Annotated in this window: 22 protein-coding genes and 3 pseudogenes; 21 read left to right on the plus strand and 4 right to left on the minus strand. The window is 42.2% G+C overall.

What is annotated here, in order from left to right; all coding sequences use genetic code 11:
- The first annotated feature begins 44 nt into the window (after positions 1-44).
- The 7 genes from DW694_RS08950 to DW694_RS08985 all read left to right on the plus strand — a co-directional run bounded on the left by DW694_RS08950 (position 45) and on the right by DW694_RS08985 (position 7,412).
- Positions 45-236 (plus strand): DUF6019 family protein, encoded by a 192-nt coding sequence (locus DW694_RS08950; RefSeq protein WP_059085796.1) that lies wholly within the window; start codon positions 45-47, stop codon positions 234-236.
- A 93-nt stretch (positions 237-329) separates the two neighbouring features.
- The gene (locus tag DW694_RS08955; protein ID WP_118069956.1) at positions 330-1,046 is read left to right on the plus strand and encodes an AAA family ATPase; all 717 of its coding nucleotides are present in this window, start codon (positions 330-332) and stop codon (positions 1,044-1,046) included.
- Between the two features lie 69 nt (positions 1,047-1,115).
- The gene (locus tag DW694_RS08960) at positions 1,116-1,910 is read left to right on the plus strand and encodes a type II CAAX endopeptidase family protein (RefSeq protein ID WP_118069958.1); all 795 of its coding nucleotides are present in this window, start codon (positions 1,116-1,118) and stop codon (positions 1,908-1,910) included.
- A gap of 170 nt (positions 1,911-2,080) precedes the next feature.
- On the plus strand, positions 2,081-2,740 hold the full coding sequence (locus DW694_RS08970) for a response regulator transcription factor (RefSeq protein ID WP_118752874.1): 660 nt from the start codon (positions 2,081-2,083) through the stop codon (positions 2,738-2,740).
- A 2-nt stretch (positions 2,741-2,742) separates the two neighbouring features.
- Positions 2,743-4,002: a HAMP domain-containing sensor histidine kinase gene (locus tag DW694_RS08975; RefSeq protein WP_118607973.1), complete on the plus strand. Its 1,260-nt coding sequence runs from the start codon at positions 2,743-2,745 to the stop codon at positions 4,000-4,002.
- 110 nt (positions 4,003-4,112) lie between these two features.
- Positions 4,113-5,495: a DUF6034 family protein gene (locus DW694_RS08980; protein WP_118752875.1), complete on the plus strand. Its 1,383-nt coding sequence runs from the start codon at positions 4,113-4,115 to the stop codon at positions 5,493-5,495.
- A gap of 123 nt (positions 5,496-5,618) precedes the next feature.
- The gene (locus DW694_RS08985) at positions 5,619-7,412 is read left to right on the plus strand and encodes a DUF4209 domain-containing protein (protein WP_118752876.1); all 1,794 of its coding nucleotides are present in this window, start codon (positions 5,619-5,621) and stop codon (positions 7,410-7,412) included.
- 241 nt (positions 7,413-7,653) lie between these two features.
- Here DW694_RS08985 and DW694_RS08990 read toward each other — a convergent pair whose 3' ends face one another.
- Both DW694_RS08990 and DW694_RS08995 read right to left on the minus strand, forming a co-directional pair.
- Positions 7,654-8,196, minus strand: coding sequence for an SMI1/KNR4 family protein (locus DW694_RS08990; RefSeq protein WP_118069966.1), 543 nt, complete (start codon positions 8,194-8,196; stop codon positions 7,654-7,656).
- A 45-nt stretch (positions 8,197-8,241) separates the two neighbouring features.
- Positions 8,242-8,487, minus strand: a complete 246-nt coding sequence (locus tag DW694_RS08995; protein WP_243003937.1) for a helix-turn-helix domain-containing protein — start codon at positions 8,485-8,487, stop codon at positions 8,242-8,244.
- Between the two features lie 633 nt (positions 8,488-9,120).
- Between DW694_RS08995 and DW694_RS09000 the strand changes: the two are divergent.
- The 11 genes and pseudogenes from DW694_RS09000 to DW694_RS09050 form a co-directional block, all read left to right on the plus strand.
- Positions 9,121-9,285: pseudogene (locus DW694_RS09000) on the plus strand (relaxasome subunit MobC); the annotation flags it as partial.
- A 326-nt stretch (positions 9,286-9,611) separates the two neighbouring features.
- Positions 9,612-10,593 (plus strand): annotated as a pseudogene (locus DW694_RS09010) (MobA/MobL family protein); the annotation flags it as partial.
- Positions 10,594-10,614: 21 nt separating this feature from the next.
- Positions 10,615-10,701: a DUF6040 family protein gene (locus DW694_RS17205; protein ID WP_242997104.1), complete on the plus strand. Its 87-nt coding sequence runs from the start codon at positions 10,615-10,617 to the stop codon at positions 10,699-10,701.
- Positions 10,702-10,783: 82 nt separating this feature from the next.
- Positions 10,784-11,377 carry a hypothetical protein gene (locus tag DW694_RS09015; protein WP_021651954.1) on the plus strand — a complete coding sequence of 198 codons (594 nt, stop codon included), beginning with the start codon at positions 10,784-10,786 and terminating at the stop codon, positions 11,375-11,377.
- A pseudogene (locus DW694_RS09020) lies at positions 11,378-11,644 on the plus strand (nucleotidyl transferase AbiEii/AbiGii toxin family protein); the annotation flags it as partial. It abuts the gene before it with no gap.
- A gap of 19 nt (positions 11,645-11,663) precedes the next feature.
- The gene (locus DW694_RS09025) at positions 11,664-12,356 is read left to right on the plus strand and encodes a response regulator transcription factor (RefSeq protein WP_118069970.1); all 693 of its coding nucleotides are present in this window, start codon (positions 11,664-11,666) and stop codon (positions 12,354-12,356) included.
- 5 nt (positions 12,357-12,361) lie between these two features.
- A complete protein-coding gene (locus DW694_RS09030) occupies positions 12,362-13,279 on the plus strand; it encodes a HAMP domain-containing sensor histidine kinase (protein WP_118069972.1) in 918 nt (305 codons plus the stop codon).
- Positions 13,280-13,495: 216 nt separating this feature from the next.
- Entirely contained in the window at positions 13,496-14,422 is a 927-nt protein-coding gene (locus DW694_RS09035) for an ABC transporter ATP-binding protein (protein WP_118069974.1), read from the plus strand.
- Positions 14,415-15,209: an ABC transporter permease gene (locus tag DW694_RS09040; RefSeq protein WP_118069976.1), complete on the plus strand. Its 795-nt coding sequence runs from the start codon at positions 14,415-14,417 to the stop codon at positions 15,207-15,209. The genes DW694_RS09035 and DW694_RS09040 overlap by 8 nt, the downstream gene beginning before the upstream one ends.
- Positions 15,210-15,221: 12 nt before the next feature.
- Complete coding sequence (locus tag DW694_RS09045; RefSeq protein WP_118069978.1) at positions 15,222-16,037, plus strand: ABC transporter permease; 816 nt, start codon at positions 15,222-15,224, stop codon at positions 16,035-16,037.
- Between the two features lie 5 nt (positions 16,038-16,042).
- A complete protein-coding gene (locus DW694_RS09050; protein WP_118069980.1) occupies positions 16,043-16,504 on the plus strand; it encodes a hypothetical protein in 462 nt (153 codons plus the stop codon).
- A 355-nt stretch (positions 16,505-16,859) separates the two neighbouring features.
- Here DW694_RS09050 and DW694_RS09055 read toward each other — a convergent pair whose 3' ends face one another.
- Positions 16,860-18,224, minus strand: coding sequence for a HAMP domain-containing sensor histidine kinase (locus DW694_RS09055; protein WP_117657553.1), 1,365 nt, complete (start codon positions 18,222-18,224; stop codon positions 16,860-16,862).
- A gap of 4 nt (positions 18,225-18,228) precedes the next feature.
- Positions 18,229-18,930 carry a response regulator transcription factor gene (locus DW694_RS09060; RefSeq protein ID WP_015515120.1) on the minus strand — a complete coding sequence of 234 codons (702 nt, stop codon included), beginning with the start codon at positions 18,928-18,930 and terminating at the stop codon, positions 18,229-18,231.
- 156 nt (positions 18,931-19,086) lie between these two features.
- Between DW694_RS09060 and DW694_RS09065 the strand changes: the two genes are divergently transcribed.
- From DW694_RS09065 to DW694_RS09075, 3 genes are read left to right on the plus strand one after another with little or no spacing between them, the layout of a single operon-like run.
- Positions 19,087-19,851 carry an ABC transporter ATP-binding protein gene (locus DW694_RS09065; RefSeq protein ID WP_118064589.1) on the plus strand — a complete coding sequence of 255 codons (765 nt, stop codon included), beginning with the start codon at positions 19,087-19,089 and terminating at the stop codon, positions 19,849-19,851.
- Complete coding sequence (locus DW694_RS09070) at positions 19,848-20,573, plus strand: ABC transporter permease (protein ID WP_118069982.1); 726 nt, start codon at positions 19,848-19,850, stop codon at positions 20,571-20,573. Before DW694_RS09065 ends, DW694_RS09070 begins: the two co-directional genes overlap by 4 nt.
- Positions 20,574-20,589: 16 nt before the next feature.
- Positions 20,590-21,354 carry an ABC transporter permease gene (locus DW694_RS09075; RefSeq protein ID WP_118069984.1) on the plus strand — a complete coding sequence of 255 codons (765 nt, stop codon included), beginning with the start codon at positions 20,590-20,592 and terminating at the stop codon, positions 21,352-21,354.

Below are 21,354 nucleotides of genomic sequence, written 5' to 3' on the forward strand. Positions count from 1 at the left end.
TTGAAAATAAATTGAAAGTCACGAAATCGGAGGAGTTAATGATTATGTGGAATGAATTAGGCTTAAGCGGGGGAACCGCAATTATTATTTTGATTGCGCTGTATTTCGTCATCAAATGGGCAGTGAAAAATGGAATCAAAGAAGCCTACAGTGCCATTACTGGAAAGAAAACGGAAGAAGATGTCAGAAACGAAAAAGAATTGAAAGAACTCGGATTTGAGTTAGAAGATAAATAAAAGTTGACCGAGCTATTTAGAGCGAATGATGCTTCTTGTCCAAAGAGCAAGAAAAGGTAGATTAGAAAGTGTTTTTTACAGGCAGGTGATTAGATGAATGATCAATTCTTACAAGGAGTAATATTCGATTGGAATAGAATTGATAACGATAGTTATTTAAATAGAATTAAGGCTTTTAAAGGGATTGAAAAACTTGTTTTCAATAAACCAATTACCTTTTTTGTCGGAGAAAATGGCAGTGGTAAATCTACTTTATTGGAGGCACTTGCTGTAGCACATGGTTTTAATCCGGAGGGTGGAACAAAGAATTATGTTTTTTCTACGCATGATACACATTCAGAATTGTGTGATGCGATAAGAATTTCCAAAGGCTATCGGAAGGAAAAGTGGGGTTATTTTCTTAGGGCTGAAAGTTTTTATAATGTTGCAACGAAGGAAGAAGAATATGCGGATCTCACACATCCTTCCGCTAAATATCATGAAAAATCACATGGAGAGAGTTTTCTCGCATTGGCACAGAATAATCTGCGTCCAAATGGCTTGTATCTTTTTGACGAACCTGAAGCTGCATTATCCCCACAGAGACAGCTTACATTGTTGATGCAAATATATAGTTGTGCAAAAGAGGGAGCACAGTTTATTATAGTTACGCATTCGCCAATTTTGTTAGGAATACCTGATGCAGATATCTATTGTTTTGATGATGGACGAATACATTTATGCGAATATGAAGAAACAGAGAGCTATCGGATAACAGAAATGTTCATAAACAACAGGCAGATGCTGTTGGATAAATTGCTAACAGATTAGACAAGAAAGGAATCGACGGATTCAAGTTTGTGAAATTAAGAAAATCTGGATTGTAGAGGAAAATATTACATGAAGAAATTAGTATTGGTATCATTAAAAACGTTTGCCTTTTTTGTAGGCTGGGCTATATGTGTTTCAATTTTGCCTATACCAGATACAAAAAGTGCGGCAGTCTGGAGATTTTGGGCAGAATTGATTCCATTATTGTCAGTTATTGGTTTTACAATTATTTTCTGGTTAATAGATAAAAGAAACATACGATTACATCTGACTGGAAAACCTGTTTATAATATCGTACTTGGGTGTATCACAGGAGCTATTTGGTTAGGAGTATCTGTTGTAATATTATCTTTAACAGGGGCCATACATATTAATGGCAGAAACCAAATTTCTATGCTTTGGTTATGGTTATTTTCAGCTTTTATCAATAGCGTTATGCAGGAAGTGTTAGTTCGTGGTTACTTATATCAGATGATAAAAAATAATTACAACATAGTTGTCGCTGTCCTTATATCTACCGGATTATTTACATTTGCACATGGTGGGGCTTTTGAGGCAGGAATACTTCCTGTACTAAACGTTATAACGATGAGTCTTTTCGTGACGGCAGTTTTGGAATACACGGAATCCTTAGTTGCTCCGATTGTAATCCATTTTTTATGGAATGGAGTTGGTGCAATTATTTTGGGTGGAGTATCATTAGCAGAAGATTATCCGCATTTGTTCAACATGGTAATTAGTGGAAATTCAATTTTGTCGGGTGGCAGCTGTAAAATTGAAGGTGGCATAGTTGTACTGTTTATGAACTTGATTTTAATGTTTGGATTCGTAATGGCAAAAAAGAAAAGGGACAAAAATCTATAATTTCAGTTTTATTGTACTTTTCTAATTCGAGACACACTGTGCCCTGAATTGAGCTGGTCACATTATCGTGCCCTGATGCGTATAAATGATGAGAAAACAAGAACAAATGCAATGTAGACCTGGGATTTAAAAAACTATACTATAGAAAAGCGTTAGAGGTGGCAGCGGGAATGAAAAATAAAATTTTGGTGATAGAAGATGACCGTGCAATTTCAGAATTGCTGTGCATGAACCTGGAGGCAGCAGGGTATGAGACTGTGGCAGCGTATGATGGGGAAGAAGCCCAGAGGCTGCTCTTATGGCAGGAGGATGCGGACCTGGCAGTAGTGGATATCATGCTGCCGGGAAAAGACGGGTTTGCATTGATGGAGGATTTTAAAAAGAAGGAGCTTCCGGTGCTCTACCTGACTGCAAAGGATGATGTGGCTTCCAAGGTGAAGGGATTAAAGCTGGGTGCGGAAGATTATATGGTAAAACCTTTTGAGATGCTGGAACTTCTGGTACGCATTGAGAAGGTACTGGAGAGGACGGGACGGGCCAAGAAAGTCTTAACGGTCCGGAACATCCTGGTGGACATGCAAAGCCATCAGGTCTACAAAGACGGGCTTCCGGTAAGCCTAAAGCCAATGGAATATGACCTCTTTGTGCTGCTCCTGCAAAATAAGAATATTGCGCTTGGAAGGGAAGAACTGTTAAAACTGGTCTGGGGAGAAGACTACCTGGGAGAAAGCAGGACGGTGGATGTCCATATCGGACAGCTCAGAAAAAAGCTGGAACTTTATGATGAGATCAGGACGATCCCGAAACTTGGATACCGTCTGGAGGAATAAGGATGAAGCTGTGGAAACGAACGGTACTTCTTATGCTGGTAACGTTATTATGTGCCCTGCTCCCAGTGGGAACGCTAAGTCTTTATATCACAGGAAAACGAAGCCTCAATAATGCTGCAGAGACCTACGGAAGACAGCTGGAAAATGGCAAGATACTCCTGGAACAATTTTGGGATAACAGCAAATATGAGCAGATGTCCGAGACTGGAAAGCGGGCTTATATGGGATTTCAGTTCCAGCGATGCTGTGGGGAAGGCATGGCCCTGATCGACCGAAAAAGCAATGCCGTCATTGAAAACCTGACAGATTATAAAGTGGTGGGACTCGAAAATTTAGGCTTAAAGGATGAAGGAGATCCGTATGCCTACAAGATACAGAAACTGGGACAGAAATACCTCCTTCTCCAGCTGGAACCATTATCCAGACCGGAAGGATACGAAGTCCTCTCTGTCCGGGAAGTCACAGGGCTTTTTGCAGAGCTGAGACAGACCGCTGTCTGGTTTTTGGGAATTTATCTGGCTGTGTTCCTGATCGCCGGCCTTTTTATTTATATGATGATGCGAAGAACTGTGGAACAGATGGAGAAGCTACAGGAAGTGGCAGAGAAACAGGAGCTGCTCATGGGGGCACTTTCCCATGAAATGCGTACCCCGTTAACGTCCATTATCGGGTATTCGGATACCCTGCGCCATGTAAAGCTGAAAGATGAACAGAAAGACCGGGCACTGGAACATATCAACCGGGAGGGAAAACGCCTGGAGGCTCTTTCTGGGAAGATGCTGCAGATGCTGGGGCTTTATCAGAACCATGCCATACAGATGGAAATGACCATGGCAGGTGACCTTTTAAACCATGTCATAGACATGGAAAAAGAACAGGCAGAAAAGAAAGCGGTGCACCTCAAGATGGAATGTGAAGCCTTTTCCATGAAAATGGATCCGGCCTTGATGGAAAGCCTTCTGATAAACCTGATCGACAATGCCCTAAAGGCTACGGATGCCGGTGGAAGCATTTGGGTAAAGGCTTATGAGAAAGCTGGAAAAAAGATCTTTGAGGTGTCGGATACCGGAATGGGGATCCCGGAGGAAGAACTGGGAAAGATCACAGATGCATTCTATATGGTGGACAAATCACGAAGCCGAAAAGAAGGCGGATCTGGACTTGGGCTGGCACTCTGTGTGAAGGTGGCTGAAATCCATGGCGGATTTCTGAAGATCGAAAGCCAGCCAGGAGAGGGGACCACGGTAAGAGCCATCTTCTGATTTACAATTTGTTTACATCTTGATGAATACATCAGCGAAGCAATATGGTACTCTTTTCTCATAAGAAGAGGGTACCTTTTTTAATACCGAAAGGAAAGGATGGAAAAAGGATGAAGAAAATAAAAATGTTTATGGGAGCCGTTCTGTGTATGAATCTTTTGACATTATCCGGATGTGACCGTATTGTCCAGTCTGCTGTTGTGGAAGAAAAGGATCAGACAGAACAGAAAAAAGAAGAGAAAAAGGAGACAGTTCAGAAAACCGTTGCCGAACAGGTACAGGCACCGGAAACATACCAGACAACGATCCAGGCAGATCTAAGATCAGCGGGCCGGGAGGATAAAGAAACCCCGATGAATTTTACCCTGACAGCGGATGCACCGATAAAAGTGCCGGATGTAGATGCAATCTGTTTAAAAAAAGTAAAAAGATTGGCGATTCCTGAAGAAGAACAGAATAAAATAAAAGACACATTCGGAAAAGGACAGTCCATGCAGGAAGAGAAGAATGAGAACGAACAGGCGGGGACGTATACAGTAGATGGACTGACCTATCGGTATTCTTATGTACAGAGCGAGCAGGTATCGGATGTGGAGGAACTTGGATTTCAGATAGCGAAGTTTAGCTTTGATGATTGTGGGGACATGACCCTGGCATCAAGTGAGAAAAAAGAAAGGGAAGAACGCTTTCAAAATTATATAAAGGCAGGAAGCGGGAAAGTATCTGAAAAGGAAGCAAAGGAGAAGGTTTCAGGTCTTGTGTCCGGAAACTGGGAGATATTTGAAAGTTCCTCAAAAGCACTTACTGAAGGAAGCACTACCCTGGAAAAAGATGACTTCATTTTTGAACGGATGATAGACGGGGTTCCGGTTAATTATGTGAGGGAAACCTCTCTGCCTGTTAATGAACAGGCTCTTGAATGGGAAAACGAAGATGGAACACTTCATGAAGGACAGTCTGAAGGATGGGAAAATGAAGTACTGACGATGGACTTTTGCAGTGGGACACTTCAGAGTTTTCTGCACCGAAATCCCATAGAAGCATCGAATGCTTCCGATGAAAGGCTGTTCCTACTTCCTTTTGATGAGGTCAAGGATATCTTTGAAAAAACGATCACTTTGCAGGTCATGACAGAAGACAAGAATCGGCTGATCTCTGTCGATGGAGGAAGCCACTACCGTTATCCGTCCATTGATGCACAGAGTGCGGAGATAACCATAACAAAGGTACAGCTGGGTTATATGTGCATGCCAGACAGTGAAGGCAGCGATACCGAAGCAGTCCTGATCCCGGTGTGGGATTTTTATGGAACCTGGACATCCAAAGAGCCAGAGTATGAGTACGGAAATGGGGAGGATGGACCGGTCATAGGAGACGTGACGATGGATGCTGCAGGTGTTCCACTCCTTACGATCGATGCACGGGATGGAAGCGTAATACAAAGGATTCAGGCTGGATGGGCGGCTTCTATGGGTTCCAAGGATATAAAATAGAGTGTGAATTTCAATTTCTAAGCAATGATGACAGAAAGACCTGGATTTTCAGGTCTTTCTGCTTTACAGGAAAAAGAAAAATACGTTATACTTTTCCTATAGAAAAAGGTTGGAGGAATATGTATGGCAGAAAAAATGGCAGAGCAGATCGCAGAGATTTTAAAAGAACCTAATTTTCAAACGGCAGAGAAAGCACTGACAGATTTCTGCGGACCGATGGATGGGGAATTCAGGAATCTTCTGGTGGATATTATTGTGGAACGATGGATTGATACGCCTAAAGACGTACCGTTTTCCTATGCCCGCAGCATTTGGAATCGGAAAGATATAAATAGAGAAGAGTATCAGGCATTGCTGGAGGAAATCCGAAGCTATCCCATCGCACCGATCAACAAGGCAAAGATATCGGATTTTTTATGGGTTGTGGAAAATGATTTTTCAAATGCTAAAATAGCAGAAACGGCTTATTGCGAACACTTGAAGAACACCGGTGCATTTGCAGATCATATCATGGCTATAAACCGGATCTTGTTTATCTCTAAAAAAATCCGAAGCAAGGAAATCAATGAAGAGGTGCGAAAGAATCTGCTGATAAAAGTATTAGAAGAGTATGATAACAGCAGCCACGCAAAAATTGGATATTTGATAAAAACTGCCATGGAGGAAAAAGTGGATACAGGATATCTGATCCCTTATGTGGAAAATATCTTGAAAACTTACGATGATAATAGCTGTGATGCACCGCTCATTGGTAAGTTTTGTGATCTGTTGGAAGAACTCTATTGCAGAAAAAATAACTGGCAGAAGAAAAAGTGTATTACTGAACCTAAACTGATTGCGATACGAAGACGTAAGATTCAGGCTATCCGGATGGAGGCTGAATATGCCGGGGCCTCTTCTAAAGGAAATTTAATGAGAAAGATTCACTATTTGAAAGAGGTTATTCAGTTGTTAAAGACCATACAGGGTACGGAAGAAGAAAGAAAGGCACTGTTGCAGGAAATAGCACAGATAGAAGAAGCTTCCCTTTCGGAGATGATGGTATGGAGTGATAAACAGGATGCCAGCGGCATTGTAAAAGAACTGTTCCGCCAACTGGAAGATCTTGATAAAGAAGAGGCATTATGTTATTTTGCTTCATTTCTTCCGATTCCGGTAAGAGAAAAGGTAAAGAATCAAGTATTAAATAGGACTGGGATCCTGAACACGATATTTCCAGCGGCAATCCTTGGAAAAGGAGGAAAATTAATTGCTAAAAGCAGGCCTGTGAAAAAGCCTGATGGAACAATCGATGAAGGTGCGCTTAAGGATAATATGGAGCGGACAGCAGCCATGGAGATGGATTATTTTGCACAGATTCTGGTGAGAAATACGTTTGAATATATTCGTTCCAGATTTGTGATCGAAGAGAGTGATGTAAAAAAGATTGTAGATGTAAGTTGTGCGATTCCGGAGGGGAGAAAAGAATCGTATACCAAGGGTCTTATGTTTGGCTTTTCAGGAGATTTTTTGACGGCGCTAAGTATCCTGATTCCACAGATAGAAAATGCAGTAAGATATCTGGCAGTGGAATGTGGAGAACCTGTTTACAACATGAATGAAGAAGGGATTGAAGAAATAAAATCAATGCACGCTGTCTTAGAATTGGAAGGAGTAAAAGAAAGTCTGGATGAAGACCTTATATTTGCTTTAAATACGATTTTCTGTTCAAAATTTGGATTTAACATGCGCAACAATGTGGCACATGGAATGCTGGATGATCAGGCATTCCAGAGCTTTAAAGCTTTGTATATCTGGTGGTTTGCACTGAAATTTTGCTATCTATTCTGCGGAAAATTACAGGAGGAGAATAGAAGCAAAATAAATAAAAAGCTGAAACAGCTGATGGAGAAGAAAGATAATATGGATGAGAATTAATATAAAATGGTTGGACGGATGGTATGGTTTCCTTAAAAAGTGTTCGGAAGTATCTGGCAAGCATAGCGTTTGGATATCAAAACGCACTTTGGGGACGGCCTCAACCCCCGGAATGTGTAGCACTGAGAGTAAATCTATAAATATAATATGAATTATAAAAACACTCCAACTTATTAGTAGTCAGAGTGTTTTTCATAAACATATATTTTGAAATAAAAATATAGAGAAAGTATTTTGGTAGTTACGGATTTAAGAAAAACCAAAATTCATGTCCCTGGCATACAATATAGCGCTCCAACCACTCATTAAAAGGAAGGTTAAAACGATCGGTGTCAGGAGCTGGATAACATAAATAATCTTCTCTACCTTCTAATACAGCTTGTAAATCCATGGTTATATCACCTATATCTTGCAGAAAAAGAATGGGAAGATGATAGGTGAATTCTGGATCAGATAAAATGGGTGTATTATTCCAAACCTCTTTTTGATTAAGAGCTTCTTTTAAAGAGTAGATGGTACAGCTGACTAGAGAACTACCCTCTTCTCCACAAAAAAGCTCCATTCCATTTGAACAAGATAAAAAGGCTTTATACGAAGCGGGAAGTTTCATGTTGGGAAAATATTTTTCAAATAACTGAATTTCTTCGGAGGATACAGGTGGGTAAAATTTATGAGTTACTTTTATAGGCTCATCACCTAAATGCCATTGATAGACCCAACCATTATTATCCATTTCATATTTTAAATTTTTGAAAATTCTGTGTATTGCATTTACATCTTCCATTATGTACTCTCTCCTTAATAATTTCTAAACCAAGAAGTTATTGCTCTATGGCTTTCGGTTTTGACAGGCATTAAATTCAATACCGCCCTCGTAATATTTAGAAACACAAAGCCGTACGGTTGCTGAACTAACGGCAAGTTTTTCAGCGATATCGTTGAAAGTCATGCCATCAGATTTATATAATAAAATTTTGGCACGATCTACAATTTGTGCCTGAATTGTTCTTTTTTTTGATAATGTTTTAAGGTAATCTTTGTCTTCCTCTGACAGAGTAAGATATGTTCTTCTCATAGCGTTCATCCCTTTCTTAGATAACACTATTATACCACACATTATCCTCAAAATATATAGTAGCTATTTAATTTACGTTATACTAGAAATGTGAACTTCCGTAATAATTAACTCTCGAAAGGCGGCGCCATGTATCTCGATTTTCAAGTAAAAATACCAACTGAATCAGCTGGCATTACTCGTAAAAAAATTAAGGGAACCACTTACATTTACTATGCATATGAACATAATTACAATACAAAAAAAGGGTATACTGTCCCTAAGAACACGACGATTAGAAAGTGTACAGAGGATGATTCGGAGCTGATGTATCCGAACACCAACTTTTTGAAATTTTTCCCGGCTGAGGAACTGCCGGAAACAAAAGGCAGTGCTTACAGGAGCGGGTGTCTCAGAGCTGGTACCTATTTTGTACTGCGTAAGATTATAGCGGAGTATCACCTGGATGAAATGCAGGGAGATATCATTGGAAAGAACAACGGTTTGTTTCTGGACTTGGCAGTGTATTCCATCATTGCAGAAAACAATGCCGGACAGTATTATCCCGATTATGCGTATAACCACCCATTATTTACAGACCGGATGAAAATCTACAGTGACACAAAAGTCTCCGATTTTATTAACAGCATAACCAGGCTCTGCCAGATTGGTGGTGCGGTGGAATCGGTGCTGGGTTCTGCAATTGAGGAAGAAGATATCCCGAAGCTGATTGGCTTCTTAAAAAGGCAGGAAGCAAACGGAAAGTTTTTCTCAAAGGCAATGCAGAAAGAGCCAGTTGCAAATACGGAGGAAGTGTAATGCCGGAGGGAGTGGGTTTTCCATTCCCTTCATTGTTTTTTATGAAGGGCGCACTTATGGACAACCAGAGGTCGTCCGTATAAGTTTGCCACAAGTGCCAACCGGTCTGCGCTCACGCTTGCCGGGCTCGTTCCGTCGGCGGGCATTTCATGCAGACCTGCTCATGCCGTAGGAGGCACTCTTCGCCAGAGGGGCGCATTCCATGCAGGCTGTTATGCACAGGGCACTCTTATGCAGAGGGCGTTCCGGCAGATACCTTTTTCTTTTAGGAAAACGTTACCTGCCGGAAATCAAAGCCGGATACGGCAGAAAGGAGGAAACGGATCATGGCAATTTTTCATTATACAGTAAAGATTGTTGGACGCAGCAAAGGAAAATCCATCATATCGGCGTCTGCTTATCTCAATGGCGATGTGATGAAAAATGAAGAAACAGGCAGGATCAGTTATTACACTTCCAAAAGAGAAGTTGTTTATACCAACCTGTTGATGTGTGAAAATGCACCACAGGAATGGCTGAATGTACCTGCTCTTTTATATCAGACGGTTCCAGAAATCTGTCCGATATAAAAGAGCAGATAACAAAGATGCCGCACTGGAAAAATTTAAACTCACTTTTCAGAAACAGCGTTTGTGGAATGAAGTTTTGAAGATTGAGAAGACCTCGGATGCACAACTCGGCAGGTCATTTGAGTTCTCACTTCCGAAAGAATGGAGCCGACAGGAACAGATTGATTATACAACTGAATATATTCAAAAGACCTTTGTAGATAAGGGAATGTGTGCGGACTGGAGCATCCACGATAAAGGCGATGGAAATCCTCATGTGCATTTACTTGTGACGATGCGATCATTCAATCCAGACCATTCATGGGGAAACAAAGAAGTCAAGGACTGGGATTTTGTCAGAGATGAAAATGGAAATATTGTGGTGGATGAATCCCATTCGGACTGGTGGCAGGATAAAAAGAACCCTGACCGTCATGGAATCCGAATCCCGGTATTGGACGAAAATGGCAATCAGAAAGTCGGTGCAAGGAACCGTAAACAGTGGAAACGTGTATTAACCGATGCTACCGGGTGGAACAATCCGAAAAATTGTGAACTGTGGCGGAGTGAATGGGCGAATGTATGTAATGCTCATTTGAAAGTGGAAAATCACATTGACCACCGTTCTTATGCAAGGCAGGGAAAATTTGAGATACCAACGATCCATGAGGGTGCGGATGCCAGAAAAATTGATGAGAAATTTCAAAACGGACAGACATCCTCCGCTTCATGGAAAGTGGAGGAAAACCAGATCATTAAAAACGCTATTCCGATAAATCTCATGGTATTCCTATTACTATCACATGTTATTTATATTGGAATCCGATGTTATGTGAAAGACTGGCAGGAAGAACGGGGATATTTTTAAAATCTAATTTGTTCATTTGCGTTATTTATATTTATTTTCATGCTAATATATATTATCATATTAGCATGAAAGGAGAATCTATATGACTCAATTTGAAAAATTAGATTTGTTATTGCGTGAATGTGGAGGGACAATTCAGACATTTCAAGTCCTAAATAATGGAATTAGTAAGTCTGTGTTTTATGCCTATGTGAAGGAACGAGGATTAGAGCAAGCTTCTCATGGTGTGTATGTATCACCTGATACGTGGACAGATGCGATGTTCCTTTTGCATTTGCGTTGTGGTCAAGCTGTATTTTCTCACGAAACTGCATCGTTTTTTCATGATTTAACGGACAGAGAGCCTTTGAAATACACCATAACAGTAAGAACTGGATATAATCCAAGCCGTTTGCAGGAAGACGGTTTTCAAGTGTATACAGTAAAAAAGGATTTACATGAAATAGGGATCACAACTATGCTGACATCATTTGGACATTCAGTTCCGGTTTATGATATGGAGAGAACGATTTGCGATCTGCTTCGCAGCAGGAAAAATATTGAAATGCAGGTCTTCCAAGATGCATTAAAGCAATATGCGAAACGTAAGGATAAAAACTTACGGATGCTTATGAAATACGCAGCTATGTTTCATGTTGAAAAGATACTAAGACCATATTTGGAGGTGTTACTTTAGATGATAACAACAGCAAGACAATTAAAGGATTTAATTCGTAATATGTCAAAGAAAAAATCCGCAGATGCACAGATTTTGATGCGGAATTATATGATGGAACGTTTTTTAGAACGAATTTCTTTATCAGAGTATAAAAACCAGTTTATATTAAAAGGTGGAATGCTGGTGGCGGCAATGGTTGGTCTGGATGCCAGAGCTACTATGGATCTGGATGCTACCATAAAAGGCACTAATGTTAGTGTGGAGGATGTAGAAATGATTATATCCCAAGGGAAGGAGTTGCATCATGAATAAGATTTTGATTATAGATGATGACAAAGCACTGTGTGAATTGATTAAACGTAGCGTACAAGCAGAAAACATAGAAGCTGATTTTTGTAATACCGGAAAAGAGGGCTTACAAAAATTAAGAGAGCAGGAATATCAGCTTGTGGTGCTGGATGTGATGATGCCCGGTATGGATGGTTTTGAAACGCTGGAAGAAATTCGCAAGGAGTACAGCTTACCGATTTTGATGTTTACATCTAAAAATGACAGCATTTCTAAAGTACGAGGCTTACGGGCCGGGGCGGACGATTATCTTACAAAACCGTTTGATATGGACGAACTGATTGCCCGTATTGCGTCTCTTATACGCCGCTACACTCGCTTTAATCAGCAAGCCGGAGCCATACAGAAGCTAAATTTTAACGGACTGCAGATTGACCTTGAAAATCGTTCTGTTACTACATCAAACGGCACTTTTGAACTGCCCCCAAAGGAATTTGATTTACTCCTGTACTGTGCAAAACATCAAGGGAAAATTTTGACAAAACAGCAGATTTATGAGGAAGTATGGGGCGAAGAATATTTCTATGATGACAGTAACATTATGGCGATTATCAGTCGGCTTCGTAAAAAATTAGAAGTTAATTCTTCAAGCCCAAAGTATATACAAACGGTCAAAGGGATTGGATATCGGTTTAATAAGGAGGTGTAGCCAGCATGGAAATCATCGTATTCTTATCCGTTGTGATTGTTGTTGTGGCTGTATTGACTTCCATCGTTCTCGTTCGGCGTGTAAAAAAACAAATAGCAGAAATGACCGATGTGCTGGTTGATGTGAAAAACGGAAATGGCAACCGGCGTATTCTATCTGCAACAAATGAACTGACAGCACCTCTTGCTTATGAAATCAACGAGATCGTTGTGGCCTATGAAAGCAGACTTTCAACTGTACGGCAGACGGAAGAAACCAACCGCCAGCTTATGACGAGCCTTTCCCATGATGTGCGAACGCCCCTTACTACTCTGATTGGGTATCTTGACGCTGCACACAAAGGACTGGTCACAGGAAAAGACCGGGATGATTATATTGAAACCGCCCGCCGGAAAGCCCATGATCTGAAAGAATATATTGATGTACTCTTTGACTGGTTCAAGTTAAATTCTAACGAGTTTGCTTTGGAGATCCAGAGCGTTGAAGCTGCAGAGCTGACAAGAAATATCCTAATCGACTGGATACCGATTTTTGAAGATAAGCAGGTCGATTATGACATTGATATTCCCGAACAGCCTATCCGGGTAAGATTGGATATGGACAGCTATATGAGGATCGTCAATAATCTCATTCAAAATGTAATCGCTCACAGCCATGCAGACAAAATCAAAATTGCCCTGTCAAAGAGGGAAAATAACATGGAGCTGCTGCTTGCGGATAATGGAGTGGGAATTGAGAAGGAAGATTTGAAACACATTTTTGAACGGCTCTATAAGTGTGACAAAGGACGGTCTGACAAAGGCAGCGGTCTTGGTCTTTCTATTGTCCATCAGCTTGTAGAAAAGATGGGTGGGAGCATAACAGTTGAAAGTGTACCGGGAAAAGGAACGGAATTTACTTTGCTTTTTCCTTTGGAAATTTAAGCGGGTTCCCGTCTTTATGGCGGGAGCCTTACTTATTTTCAGAAATCTTTTAGAAAATGGCATGGGAACCTTCTCAATCCCCAAACGGATTGAGAAGTAGCGGAATAGGATTTGCATTGCAATTCATTCCTTAATTGCAAGGTTAATGCAAGGTTGCGGCAAGGTTAATGCAAGGTTGGCATGATAGAATACCTTACAGAACAGGAGGTTTTGAATATGGATACAAATTATATCATTGAAACAAAAAATCTGACGAAGCAATACGGCTCACAAAAGAGTGTGGCTGACTTAAATATCCATGTGAAGCGTGGGAAAATTTACGGTCTGCTGGGCAGAAACGGAGCCGGAAAAACCACTACCATGAAAATACTGTTGGGCTTAACGAAGCCGACTTCCGGGGAGGTCAAAATCTGGGGAAAGTCTTTGCAAGGGAATGAAAAGAAGTTGCTCCCCCGCATTGGCAGTCTAATTGAGTCCCCCGGCTTTTATCCGAATTTGACCGCAACGGAAAATCTGCGTATTTTTGCTACTCTGCGGGGAGTGCCGAACAGCCATGCAATCAAGGACGCTCTGGATTTGGTCGGGCTTCCTTACAAGGATAAAAAGCTGTTTTCACAATACTCTCTTGGTATGAAGCAGCGGTTGGCGATTGCCCTTGCAGTCATGCACGACCCGGAACTTTTAATTTTAGACGAGCCTATCAATGGACTTGACCCTATCGGTATCGCAGAAGTACGTTCCTTTATTCGTGAGCTTTGTGACGCGCGAGGGAAAACAATTTTAATTTCAAGTCATATCCTTTCTGAAATTTCTCTATTGGCTGATGATATTGGAATTATCAACCGCGGAGCATTACTGGAAGAAGAAAGCCTTGCGGAACTGGAAGCAAAAAGCAGCAAGCATATTCGCTTTACCGTTTCCGATACCGCACAGGCGGCAAGACTTTTGGAACGTACTTTCCATGAAAACAATTTTTCTATACAGGACGACCATAATTTACGCTTACATAATCTTGATTTACCTGTCGGAAAAATTGTAACCGCTTTTGTAGAAAACGGATTGGAGGTATCAGAAGCCCATACCTGTGAAGAAAGCCTTGAAGATTACTTCAAGCGGGTGACTGGAGGCGAGGGAATTGCTTAAACTAATCAAATGCGAATTTTTGAAATTGAAACGGAAGCCATTGATATTTATTTCCCTACTGATTTCTGTTTTCATGCCATTGCCTTATGCTTTCTTTCTGGCAGATGTAAACACTGATGTGGATGCTGTAAATGGAGTGATGTCCAGCCTATTCCAACTTAGTGCATATTTGTTTTTGATGCCACTTCTTGTGATACTGGCTTCGAATCTGTTGTTTGAGGAACTCGATAATGACACACTGAAAAACCTTGTTACCATACCGGTAAATAGAACCAAGCTAATGCTGTCCAAAATGCTGGTTTTACTGTTGTTTGCCGTTGGCTTTATGGCAGTTGGAGGATTGGTAAACCTTGCGGTTTTGTTGTTTCAGGGTTGGGAGCCGGTTGGTTTTTTGACCTTGTTTGGCGTTGGGATTGAAGAAGGGTTGATTATGTGGGTTGGCGCACTTCCCTGCATTCTGCTCGTTATTCTTCTTAATAAAAACTATATCGTGTCTGTTGTGATTACCTTTTTCTATACGATTGCGAATTATATCCTTTCCATGAACGATATGTTTCTTACACAGCCTTTTGGTTTGAACATAGGAACCCTGTTCCCGGGACCGCTGGCCTTCCGCTGGACATTTCAATTTTATGACCAAAGCCAGACCAGTGCGGAGTTGGCAGATTTGTTGGAACGGGTCAGTCCGTATTTTCTGAATAGTGTTCAGGTATTTGGTGTGATTATTGTAGAAGCCATTGTATTTCTTGCTCTGATTGCATTTGTTTACCGGCGTCAGGAAATCTAAGGGGGTGTGACTATGTGGAACTTATTAAAATCGGAATTATTGAAACTGCGCCGGTGCCAAATCCTTTTGGTAGGGTTTGTGGCACTTGCACTTTGTCCTTTGGTGCAATATGGAAGCCAGTTGATTATGGAGGCGGAGTACCGAAATCCAAACTATGATTTTTCTGCACTATTTGAAAATGTTGTTTGGGGAAACACTCAGATATTCCTTCCAATTTCACTGGTAATGATCGGAGGATGGCTTATAGACAGAGAATCCACTCATGATACACTGAAAAACATCATGACAATTCCTGTTTCTATGCCGAAAATGTTGGGAGCTAAGTTACTTTTAGTCGGTATGCTTGCAGTTCTGCTGGGAATATACAGCGTTGGCATTACCTTGATTACTGGTTTGATGGTTGGATTATCGGGATTGACAGCGGAAGTGTTTTTTCATGGAGGTACGCAGATCGTGTTAGCAGCTCTGACGACCTATTTGGTCTGTATGCCGCTGATTCTGATTTTTGGGCAGATCCGAGGGGCATATCTGGGCGGTTCCATTCTGGCGTTCTTCCTTGGATACAGCATGTTGTTTTTCAAAGGTGGTATCTTTGCCAGCATCTATCCTTTCTCTGCTGCGCTGATTTTAGTAGGATTTGACATGAGTGAATATGCTGGAACAACCACATCATCAAATCTTTTGTTGGCGGTTATTGGGGTTGGTATCATGGTTCTTTGGACTGTGCTGTTGTTACTGATGTCCAGTAACAAAAAAGAAATAAAATCCCGTAAACAGACAAATGCCAAGGGAAAAGAAAAGCGTGCTATACGCAGGAAAGGAAGGTGATAGCTGTGAAGAAAATAGTCTTATCATTATGCCTGATGCTATTGGGTGCTTCTGTGCTTTCAGGTTGCACAAAAGATGAAGTTCTCGATCAGTATAACAATATTGTTCAGTCTGCTGGTTCCATAGCGCTTACTGGAAATTCATCCTTACAAGGTACGAAAGAAAAAGGAATTGATGATTATACTGGAAGCTATACAGCCAACTATGAGGATTTTTCAGATACAGAGTATTTGTTCGGCGGAACTTCCATAAAGCGTGAAGCTGGTAAGGATCTGTCTATTGACTGCGCGCTGGAGGTTACGGAGGGAACTGCAAAAGTATTTTGGATTTCTGGAGCTGATGAAGCAGTCACTTTGTTTGAAACAACTGGAACATATAGTGATACAATTACACTCCCTGAAGGTGGAAACTATATCGGTATTGAATGTGAGAATTTCACTGGAAACATTGAATTAAATATTGAATAATACTCTGCTGGACGACGGCAAAAGAAAAAAAGCCGTCGTAGAGCAGACAATTTGAAACGCCCATTTGAAACGGCGGCTTTGATTTTCAGAGCCGCCGTTTCTTTGCGTCTACACAAACCTATGACGACTTGCGGGGACACGGTAGCCGATTGGAGGTTAATTTACCGTGTCCTGTTTGCTTTTTCAAAGCCCACATGATCTACATCAGTTAAAAAAGTATTACTCCTCCCGGGCACGTATAACATTGCATCGGCATTATCGTTCCATGTAATTCAGTATAATAATGGCTGTTCTTGGCGCGCCAGTTTTCCATCACGGAAATCTGGCGTTTTCTTATAGATTTGTACTTGCCTGTTTATCCAATATACGGGAATATTAAAGTAGCTTCACACCCTTTCGGGAAAACATTAGTAAGTTTGAAATTGCCGTTATGAGCTATGGCGACTTGTTGGACAATCAGCAATCCAAGCCCATGTCTTAAATCAAGCCGTTCATCTGTGATTTCCATATAATGCGGTTTTTCTTCCAGCTCTTGTAGCTTTTCAGCAGACAGACCCGTTCCGTTATCCGTAACCGCCAAGATAAGATGGTTTTGCGATGCTGTAAGCGAAAGGCAGACTTCACAGCCCTGTGGGTTGTGTTTTATGCTGTTCTGGACAAGGTTGTTTACAGCTCGCGAAATCAATCTGGCATCACATTCCAACACAGCATTTTCGGCGTCAGGAGTGATCTTAATTCCGATGTTGTAGCTATCGGAAATTCCTGTATTCAACAGGTCTGCTACATAGGATCGCAGTAGTTTGGATAAGCGAACCATCTCTTTATGAAGCGGCTGCATCTCATATTCCAACTGCGATACTAAATTCAAATCCTGCACCAGCTCTTTGATTTTTACACTTTGCTTCCGTACTATTTCCGCCTGTTCACGGATGCTCTTGCTGGCAGCTTTACTTTCTGCAATACGGCCTGCATACCCCATAATCATGGAGAGAGGTGTGCGGATGTCATGGGAAACGCCGCTGATCCAGTTCGCCCGCGCTTCATTTTGCCTATTCAAAATGGAAGAAGCTTTGTTTACACTGCTTGCAATTTCCGATAGTTCTCCGCTGATATGAAGTGAAACTGGCTTTCCATCTGCCAAAGTTTCCACAGCGGACACAATCGGTTCGGTATTGTGAATGATTCTGCGTTTGGAAAAGTAATAGGCTGAAAAGAGGCACAGCAAATCCAAGCCAAGCATCCCCAGAACAAAGATGGGGAGTCGTTGAAGTGCTGCAATGGAATAGTAATTGCTGGTGAGTTTTGTGTAGCTGTCTGTGGGATAGCCCAGCACCAACAACCCATCATCGGTGTTCCAAATAAAAACCGGGTAATCCTCAATATACCCTTTTGAAAATAGTGCGACATCTTGAATTGTGTAATTTTTCGGCACATTGTCCGGCAAATCAACCGACCAATAACATTGACCATCTGTGTTCAAGTAGATCGCCCAAATATGATTCTGTCGGAGCATTTGCACCGCCTCATCCGATAATTGTTCCGGCGTAGCGGCGGTAGCAGTCATTTCCAACATGGCTTGCGGGGATGAATCGCCATAATCCTCGGTCACAATCTTTTGAAAAGTCAGACCGAATACTACTGCATTAAGAAAAAGCAATATCAGAATAAAGGCAACGAACGACACAAGATATTTAGATATATAACTTCCGAATGATTTCATGACATCACTTCCTTGCTATCAGCTTATAGCCTAATCCTTTAATGGTTATTAGGGACACGGGTTTTGATGGATCGGTTTCAATCTTTTCCCGGACGCGCCGGACATGAGCATTGAGGCTGTTTTCGTAGCCAAAAGGATTATCCCCCCAGAGGGCTTCACAAAGCGCATCTACGGTAACAATCTTTCCAGCATTACGGGCAAGCGTTTCAAGTAAAGTATGTTCTTTGGCTGTCAGGGAAATAATTTCGCTGCCCTTATGGACTTCGGCCCGGCTGAAATCAATCGTACATCCATCCAAAACAAGCAGCGGTGAATCCTCTTTGTAGGTCCGCCGCAGTACCGCATAGATACGCAGTAACAGTTCCTGCGGCATAAAGGGCTTAGAAATGTAGTCATCTGCACCAAGCCCCAATCCCGATAATTTGTCGGCTGCTTCGTCCTTTGCTGTTAAGAAAATGATCGGCACATTGGTAAAAGTGCGGAAATGTTGCATCAGAGAAAAGCCATCCCCATCCGGCAGCATGACATCCAAAACAATTAAATCGGGAGTTTCCTCTTTTGCGGTCAAAATAGCTTCTTTGACCGTCATTGCGGTAAGGACAGTTTCAAATCCTGCATCTTTCAATATATCTGAAACCATTTTCAATAGTTCCTGTTCATCATCTACCAACAGGAGCCTTTTAGTATGTAAAAAGGAATTATCCATAGCAGTTTCTCCAATCTGATTTTATTTGTTTCTATTATATCATGGGCTGTCCATTCTGCGTTCTTGTTCCTTGAAAAGTAAGGTAAAAGTAAGGACGGGAGAATGTAGATGTCAGGTTGAAGTTGTACCATAGAAGCATCGAAAGGAGATGTTTCTATGGACTATATCATTACAACGGAACAGTTGACCAAAAAATATAAGAACTTCACTTCGGTCAATCATGTTTCGCTTCATATTCGCAAGGGCAGCATTTATGGTTTTCTTGGCCCGAACGGGGCAGGCAAATCCACTACCATGAAAATGCTGTTGGGGTTGACCGACCCCACAAAAGGCAGCTTTACCATTGATGGGAAACAGTTTCCGCAGGATCGGATTGCCATTCTCAAAGAGATCGGCTCTTTCATCGAAGCGCCGTCTTTCTACGCGAATCTCACCGGGCGGGAAAATCTTGACATTATCCGCCGCATTTTGGGACTGCCGAAAGCGGATGTGGAAGATGCTCTGGAACTGGTAGGGCTGACCGAGTTTGGCGACCGGCTGGCAAAACAGTATTCGCTGGGAATGAAGCAACGCTTGGGCCTTGCCGGGGCACTCTTGGGGCGTCCGCCGATTCTGATTCTGGACGAACCCACAAACGGTCTTGACCCGTCTGGTATCCACGAAATCCGCAATCTGGTAAAATCCTTGCCCGGCCTTTACGACTGCACGGTGCTGATCTCGTCCCATATGCTGTCTGAAATCGAATTGATTGCAGATGACATTGGGATTCTCAACCACGGGCGGCTGCTGTTTGAGGGAAGCATGAATGATCTGCGTCAATACGCCCTGCAATCCGGCTTCGCTGCGGACAATCTGGAAGATGTGTTTCTTTCTATGGTTGAGAAAGATAACATGGACAGAAAGCAGAGGGCAAAATTATGAAAACGCTGGCAATCGAACTTCGGAAAGGAAAGCGAACCGGCGTGATTCCCGTGCTGCTGGCCGTTGGTGTCTTGGGAGCCGCCTACGCATTTGTCAATTTCATTGTGCGGAAAGACACACTTCTGAATTTGCCGCTGGCCCCGATGGATGTCTTGTTGACCCAGCTCTACGGCATGATTATGGTGCTGAATCTGTTCGGTATCGTGGTTGCTACCTGCATGATCTACAACATGGAATTTAAGGGAAGTGCCGTAAAGAAGATGTATATGCTTCCCGTCAGCGTCCCGGCCATGTATCTGTGCAAATTTCTGATTCTGACGGTCATGTTTTTGGTTGCAATCGTGCTGCAAAACCTGGCACTTGCACAGATTGGAATGACGGACTTGCCGGACGGAGCATTTGAGATGGGTACGCTGGTACGCTTTGCCGGATACTCTTTTCTCACATCCATGCCGGTACTGTCGTTTATGCTGCTGATTTCCTCGCGCTTTGAAAATATGTGGGTGCCGCTTGGAATTGGTGTTGCCGGTTTTCTGAGTGGTATGGCCCTTGCAAATTCGGGGCTGACGCTTTTGCTGGTGCATCCTTTTGTGATTATTCTGAAACCAGCAGTAGCCATGAGCGCCCAGCCTGATTCGACGGTTGTCCTTGTCGCTTTGGTGGAAACACTGTTGTTCCTTGCTGTGGGCTTGTGGCTGGCGAAGTACAGACGCTACGAGTAAGGAGGGATAATAAGAAATGAGTTTTTTGGATTTACTCAAAATCGAGTTTATGAAAGTAAAACGCTCCAAAATCGTACCCCTGATTTTCATTGCACCTTTATTGGTGGTGGTTTCTGGGGTTGCGTATTTGAGCAACTACTTTACACCGGAATACACCAATGCGTGGGCTGCCATGTTTATTCAAAGTGCGCTTGTTTACGCCTACTATCTGCTTCCATTCAGCATGATCGTGGTTTGCGTGATGATCGCAGGACGAGAAACAGGAAATAACGGGATTCTGAAAATGCTGGCGCTGCCGGTCAGCCGCTGCGCATTATCCATTGCCAAATTCTGTGTGCTTACCTTTTATCTGTTTATGGAGATGGTGGTGTTTCTTGTCGTATTTGTAATTGCTGGGTTGATTGCGACACAGACAATGGGAGTAACAGGAACCCTGCCGATCCTATATCTTCTGAAATGGTGCTTGGGGCTGTTTCTGACTATGCTGCCGTGCATTGCGGCTATGTGGGCCATCACTGTGCTGTTTGAAAAGCCGCTTCTTTCTGTGGGATTAAATCTGCTGCTTGTGATTCCCGGTGTATTGGTTGCGAATACGCCGCTGTGGATCGCCTACCCGTACTGTTACAGCGGTTATCTCGTTTCCTGCTCTCTCCATGACTTTACAGCAGAAACTTCCGACGCCGCTTTTTCGGTGTTTCCGTTCCTGCCGTGCGCGATTGTAGTGTTTGGCCTGTTTTTCGCGCTGGCTGTCACCCAATTTGGGAAAAAGGAAATGAGGTAA

The organism is Ruminococcus sp. AM26-12LB (assembly GCF_003480785.1).
Taxonomy (GTDB): Bacteria; Bacillota; Clostridia; order Lachnospirales; family Lachnospiraceae; genus Blautia_A; species Blautia_A fusiformis.

What these genes read in the sequence shown, in the direction of transcription:
- DW694_RS08955 (WP_118069956.1), top strand. Translation starts at nt 330, where the DNA reads ATGAATGATCAATTCTTACAAGGAGTAATATTCGATTGGAATAGAATT.
- DW694_RS09030 (WP_118069972.1), top strand. Translation starts at nt 12,362, where the DNA reads ATGGAAATCATCGTATTCTTATCCGTTGTGATTGTTGTTGTGGCTGTA.
- DW694_RS09025 (WP_118069970.1), top strand. Translation starts at nt 11,664, where the DNA reads ATGAATAAGATTTTGATTATAGATGATGACAAAGCACTGTGTGAATTG.
- DW694_RS09035 (WP_118069974.1), top strand. Translation starts at nt 13,496, where the DNA reads ATGGATACAAATTATATCATTGAAACAAAAAATCTGACGAAGCAATAC.
- DW694_RS08990 (WP_118069966.1), bottom strand. Translation starts at nt 8,196, where the DNA reads ATGGAAGATGTAAATGCAATACACAGAATTTTCAAAAATTTAAAATAT.
- DW694_RS09070 (WP_118069982.1), top strand. Translation starts at nt 19,848, where the DNA reads ATGAAAACGCTGGCAATCGAACTTCGGAAAGGAAAGCGAACCGGCGTG.
- DW694_RS08960 (WP_118069958.1), top strand. Translation starts at nt 1,116, where the DNA reads ATGAAGAAATTAGTATTGGTATCATTAAAAACGTTTGCCTTTTTTGTA.
- DW694_RS09015 (WP_021651954.1), top strand. Translation starts at nt 10,784, where the DNA reads ATGACTCAATTTGAAAAATTAGATTTGTTATTGCGTGAATGTGGAGGG.
- DW694_RS09060 (WP_015515120.1), bottom strand. Translation starts at nt 18,930, where the DNA reads ATGGATAATTCCTTTTTACATACTAAAAGGCTCCTGTTGGTAGATGAT.
- DW694_RS08995 (WP_243003937.1), bottom strand. Translation starts at nt 8,487, where the DNA reads ATGAGAAGAACATATCTTACTCTGTCAGAGGAAGACAAAGATTACCTT.
- DW694_RS08975 (WP_118607973.1), top strand. Translation starts at nt 2,743, where the DNA reads ATGAAGCTGTGGAAACGAACGGTACTTCTTATGCTGGTAACGTTATTA.
- DW694_RS08980 (WP_118752875.1), top strand. Translation starts at nt 4,113, where the DNA reads ATGAAGAAAATAAAAATGTTTATGGGAGCCGTTCTGTGTATGAATCTT.
- DW694_RS08950 (WP_059085796.1), top strand. Translation starts at nt 45, where the DNA reads ATGTGGAATGAATTAGGCTTAAGCGGGGGAACCGCAATTATTATTTTG.
- DW694_RS09045 (WP_118069978.1), top strand. Translation starts at nt 15,222, where the DNA reads ATGTGGAACTTATTAAAATCGGAATTATTGAAACTGCGCCGGTGCCAA.
- DW694_RS09065 (WP_118064589.1), top strand. Translation starts at nt 19,087, where the DNA reads ATGGACTATATCATTACAACGGAACAGTTGACCAAAAAATATAAGAAC.
- DW694_RS08985 (WP_118752876.1), top strand. Translation starts at nt 5,619, where the DNA reads ATGGCAGAAAAAATGGCAGAGCAGATCGCAGAGATTTTAAAAGAACCT.
- DW694_RS09075 (WP_118069984.1), top strand. Translation starts at nt 20,590, where the DNA reads ATGAGTTTTTTGGATTTACTCAAAATCGAGTTTATGAAAGTAAAACGC.
- DW694_RS09055 (WP_117657553.1), bottom strand. Translation starts at nt 18,224, where the DNA reads ATGAAATCATTCGGAAGTTATATATCTAAATATCTTGTGTCGTTCGTT.
- DW694_RS17205 (WP_242997104.1), top strand. Translation starts at nt 10,615, where the DNA reads ATGGTATTCCTATTACTATCACATGTTATTTATATTGGAATCCGATGT.
- DW694_RS08970 (WP_118752874.1), top strand. Translation starts at nt 2,081, where the DNA reads ATGAAAAATAAAATTTTGGTGATAGAAGATGACCGTGCAATTTCAGAA.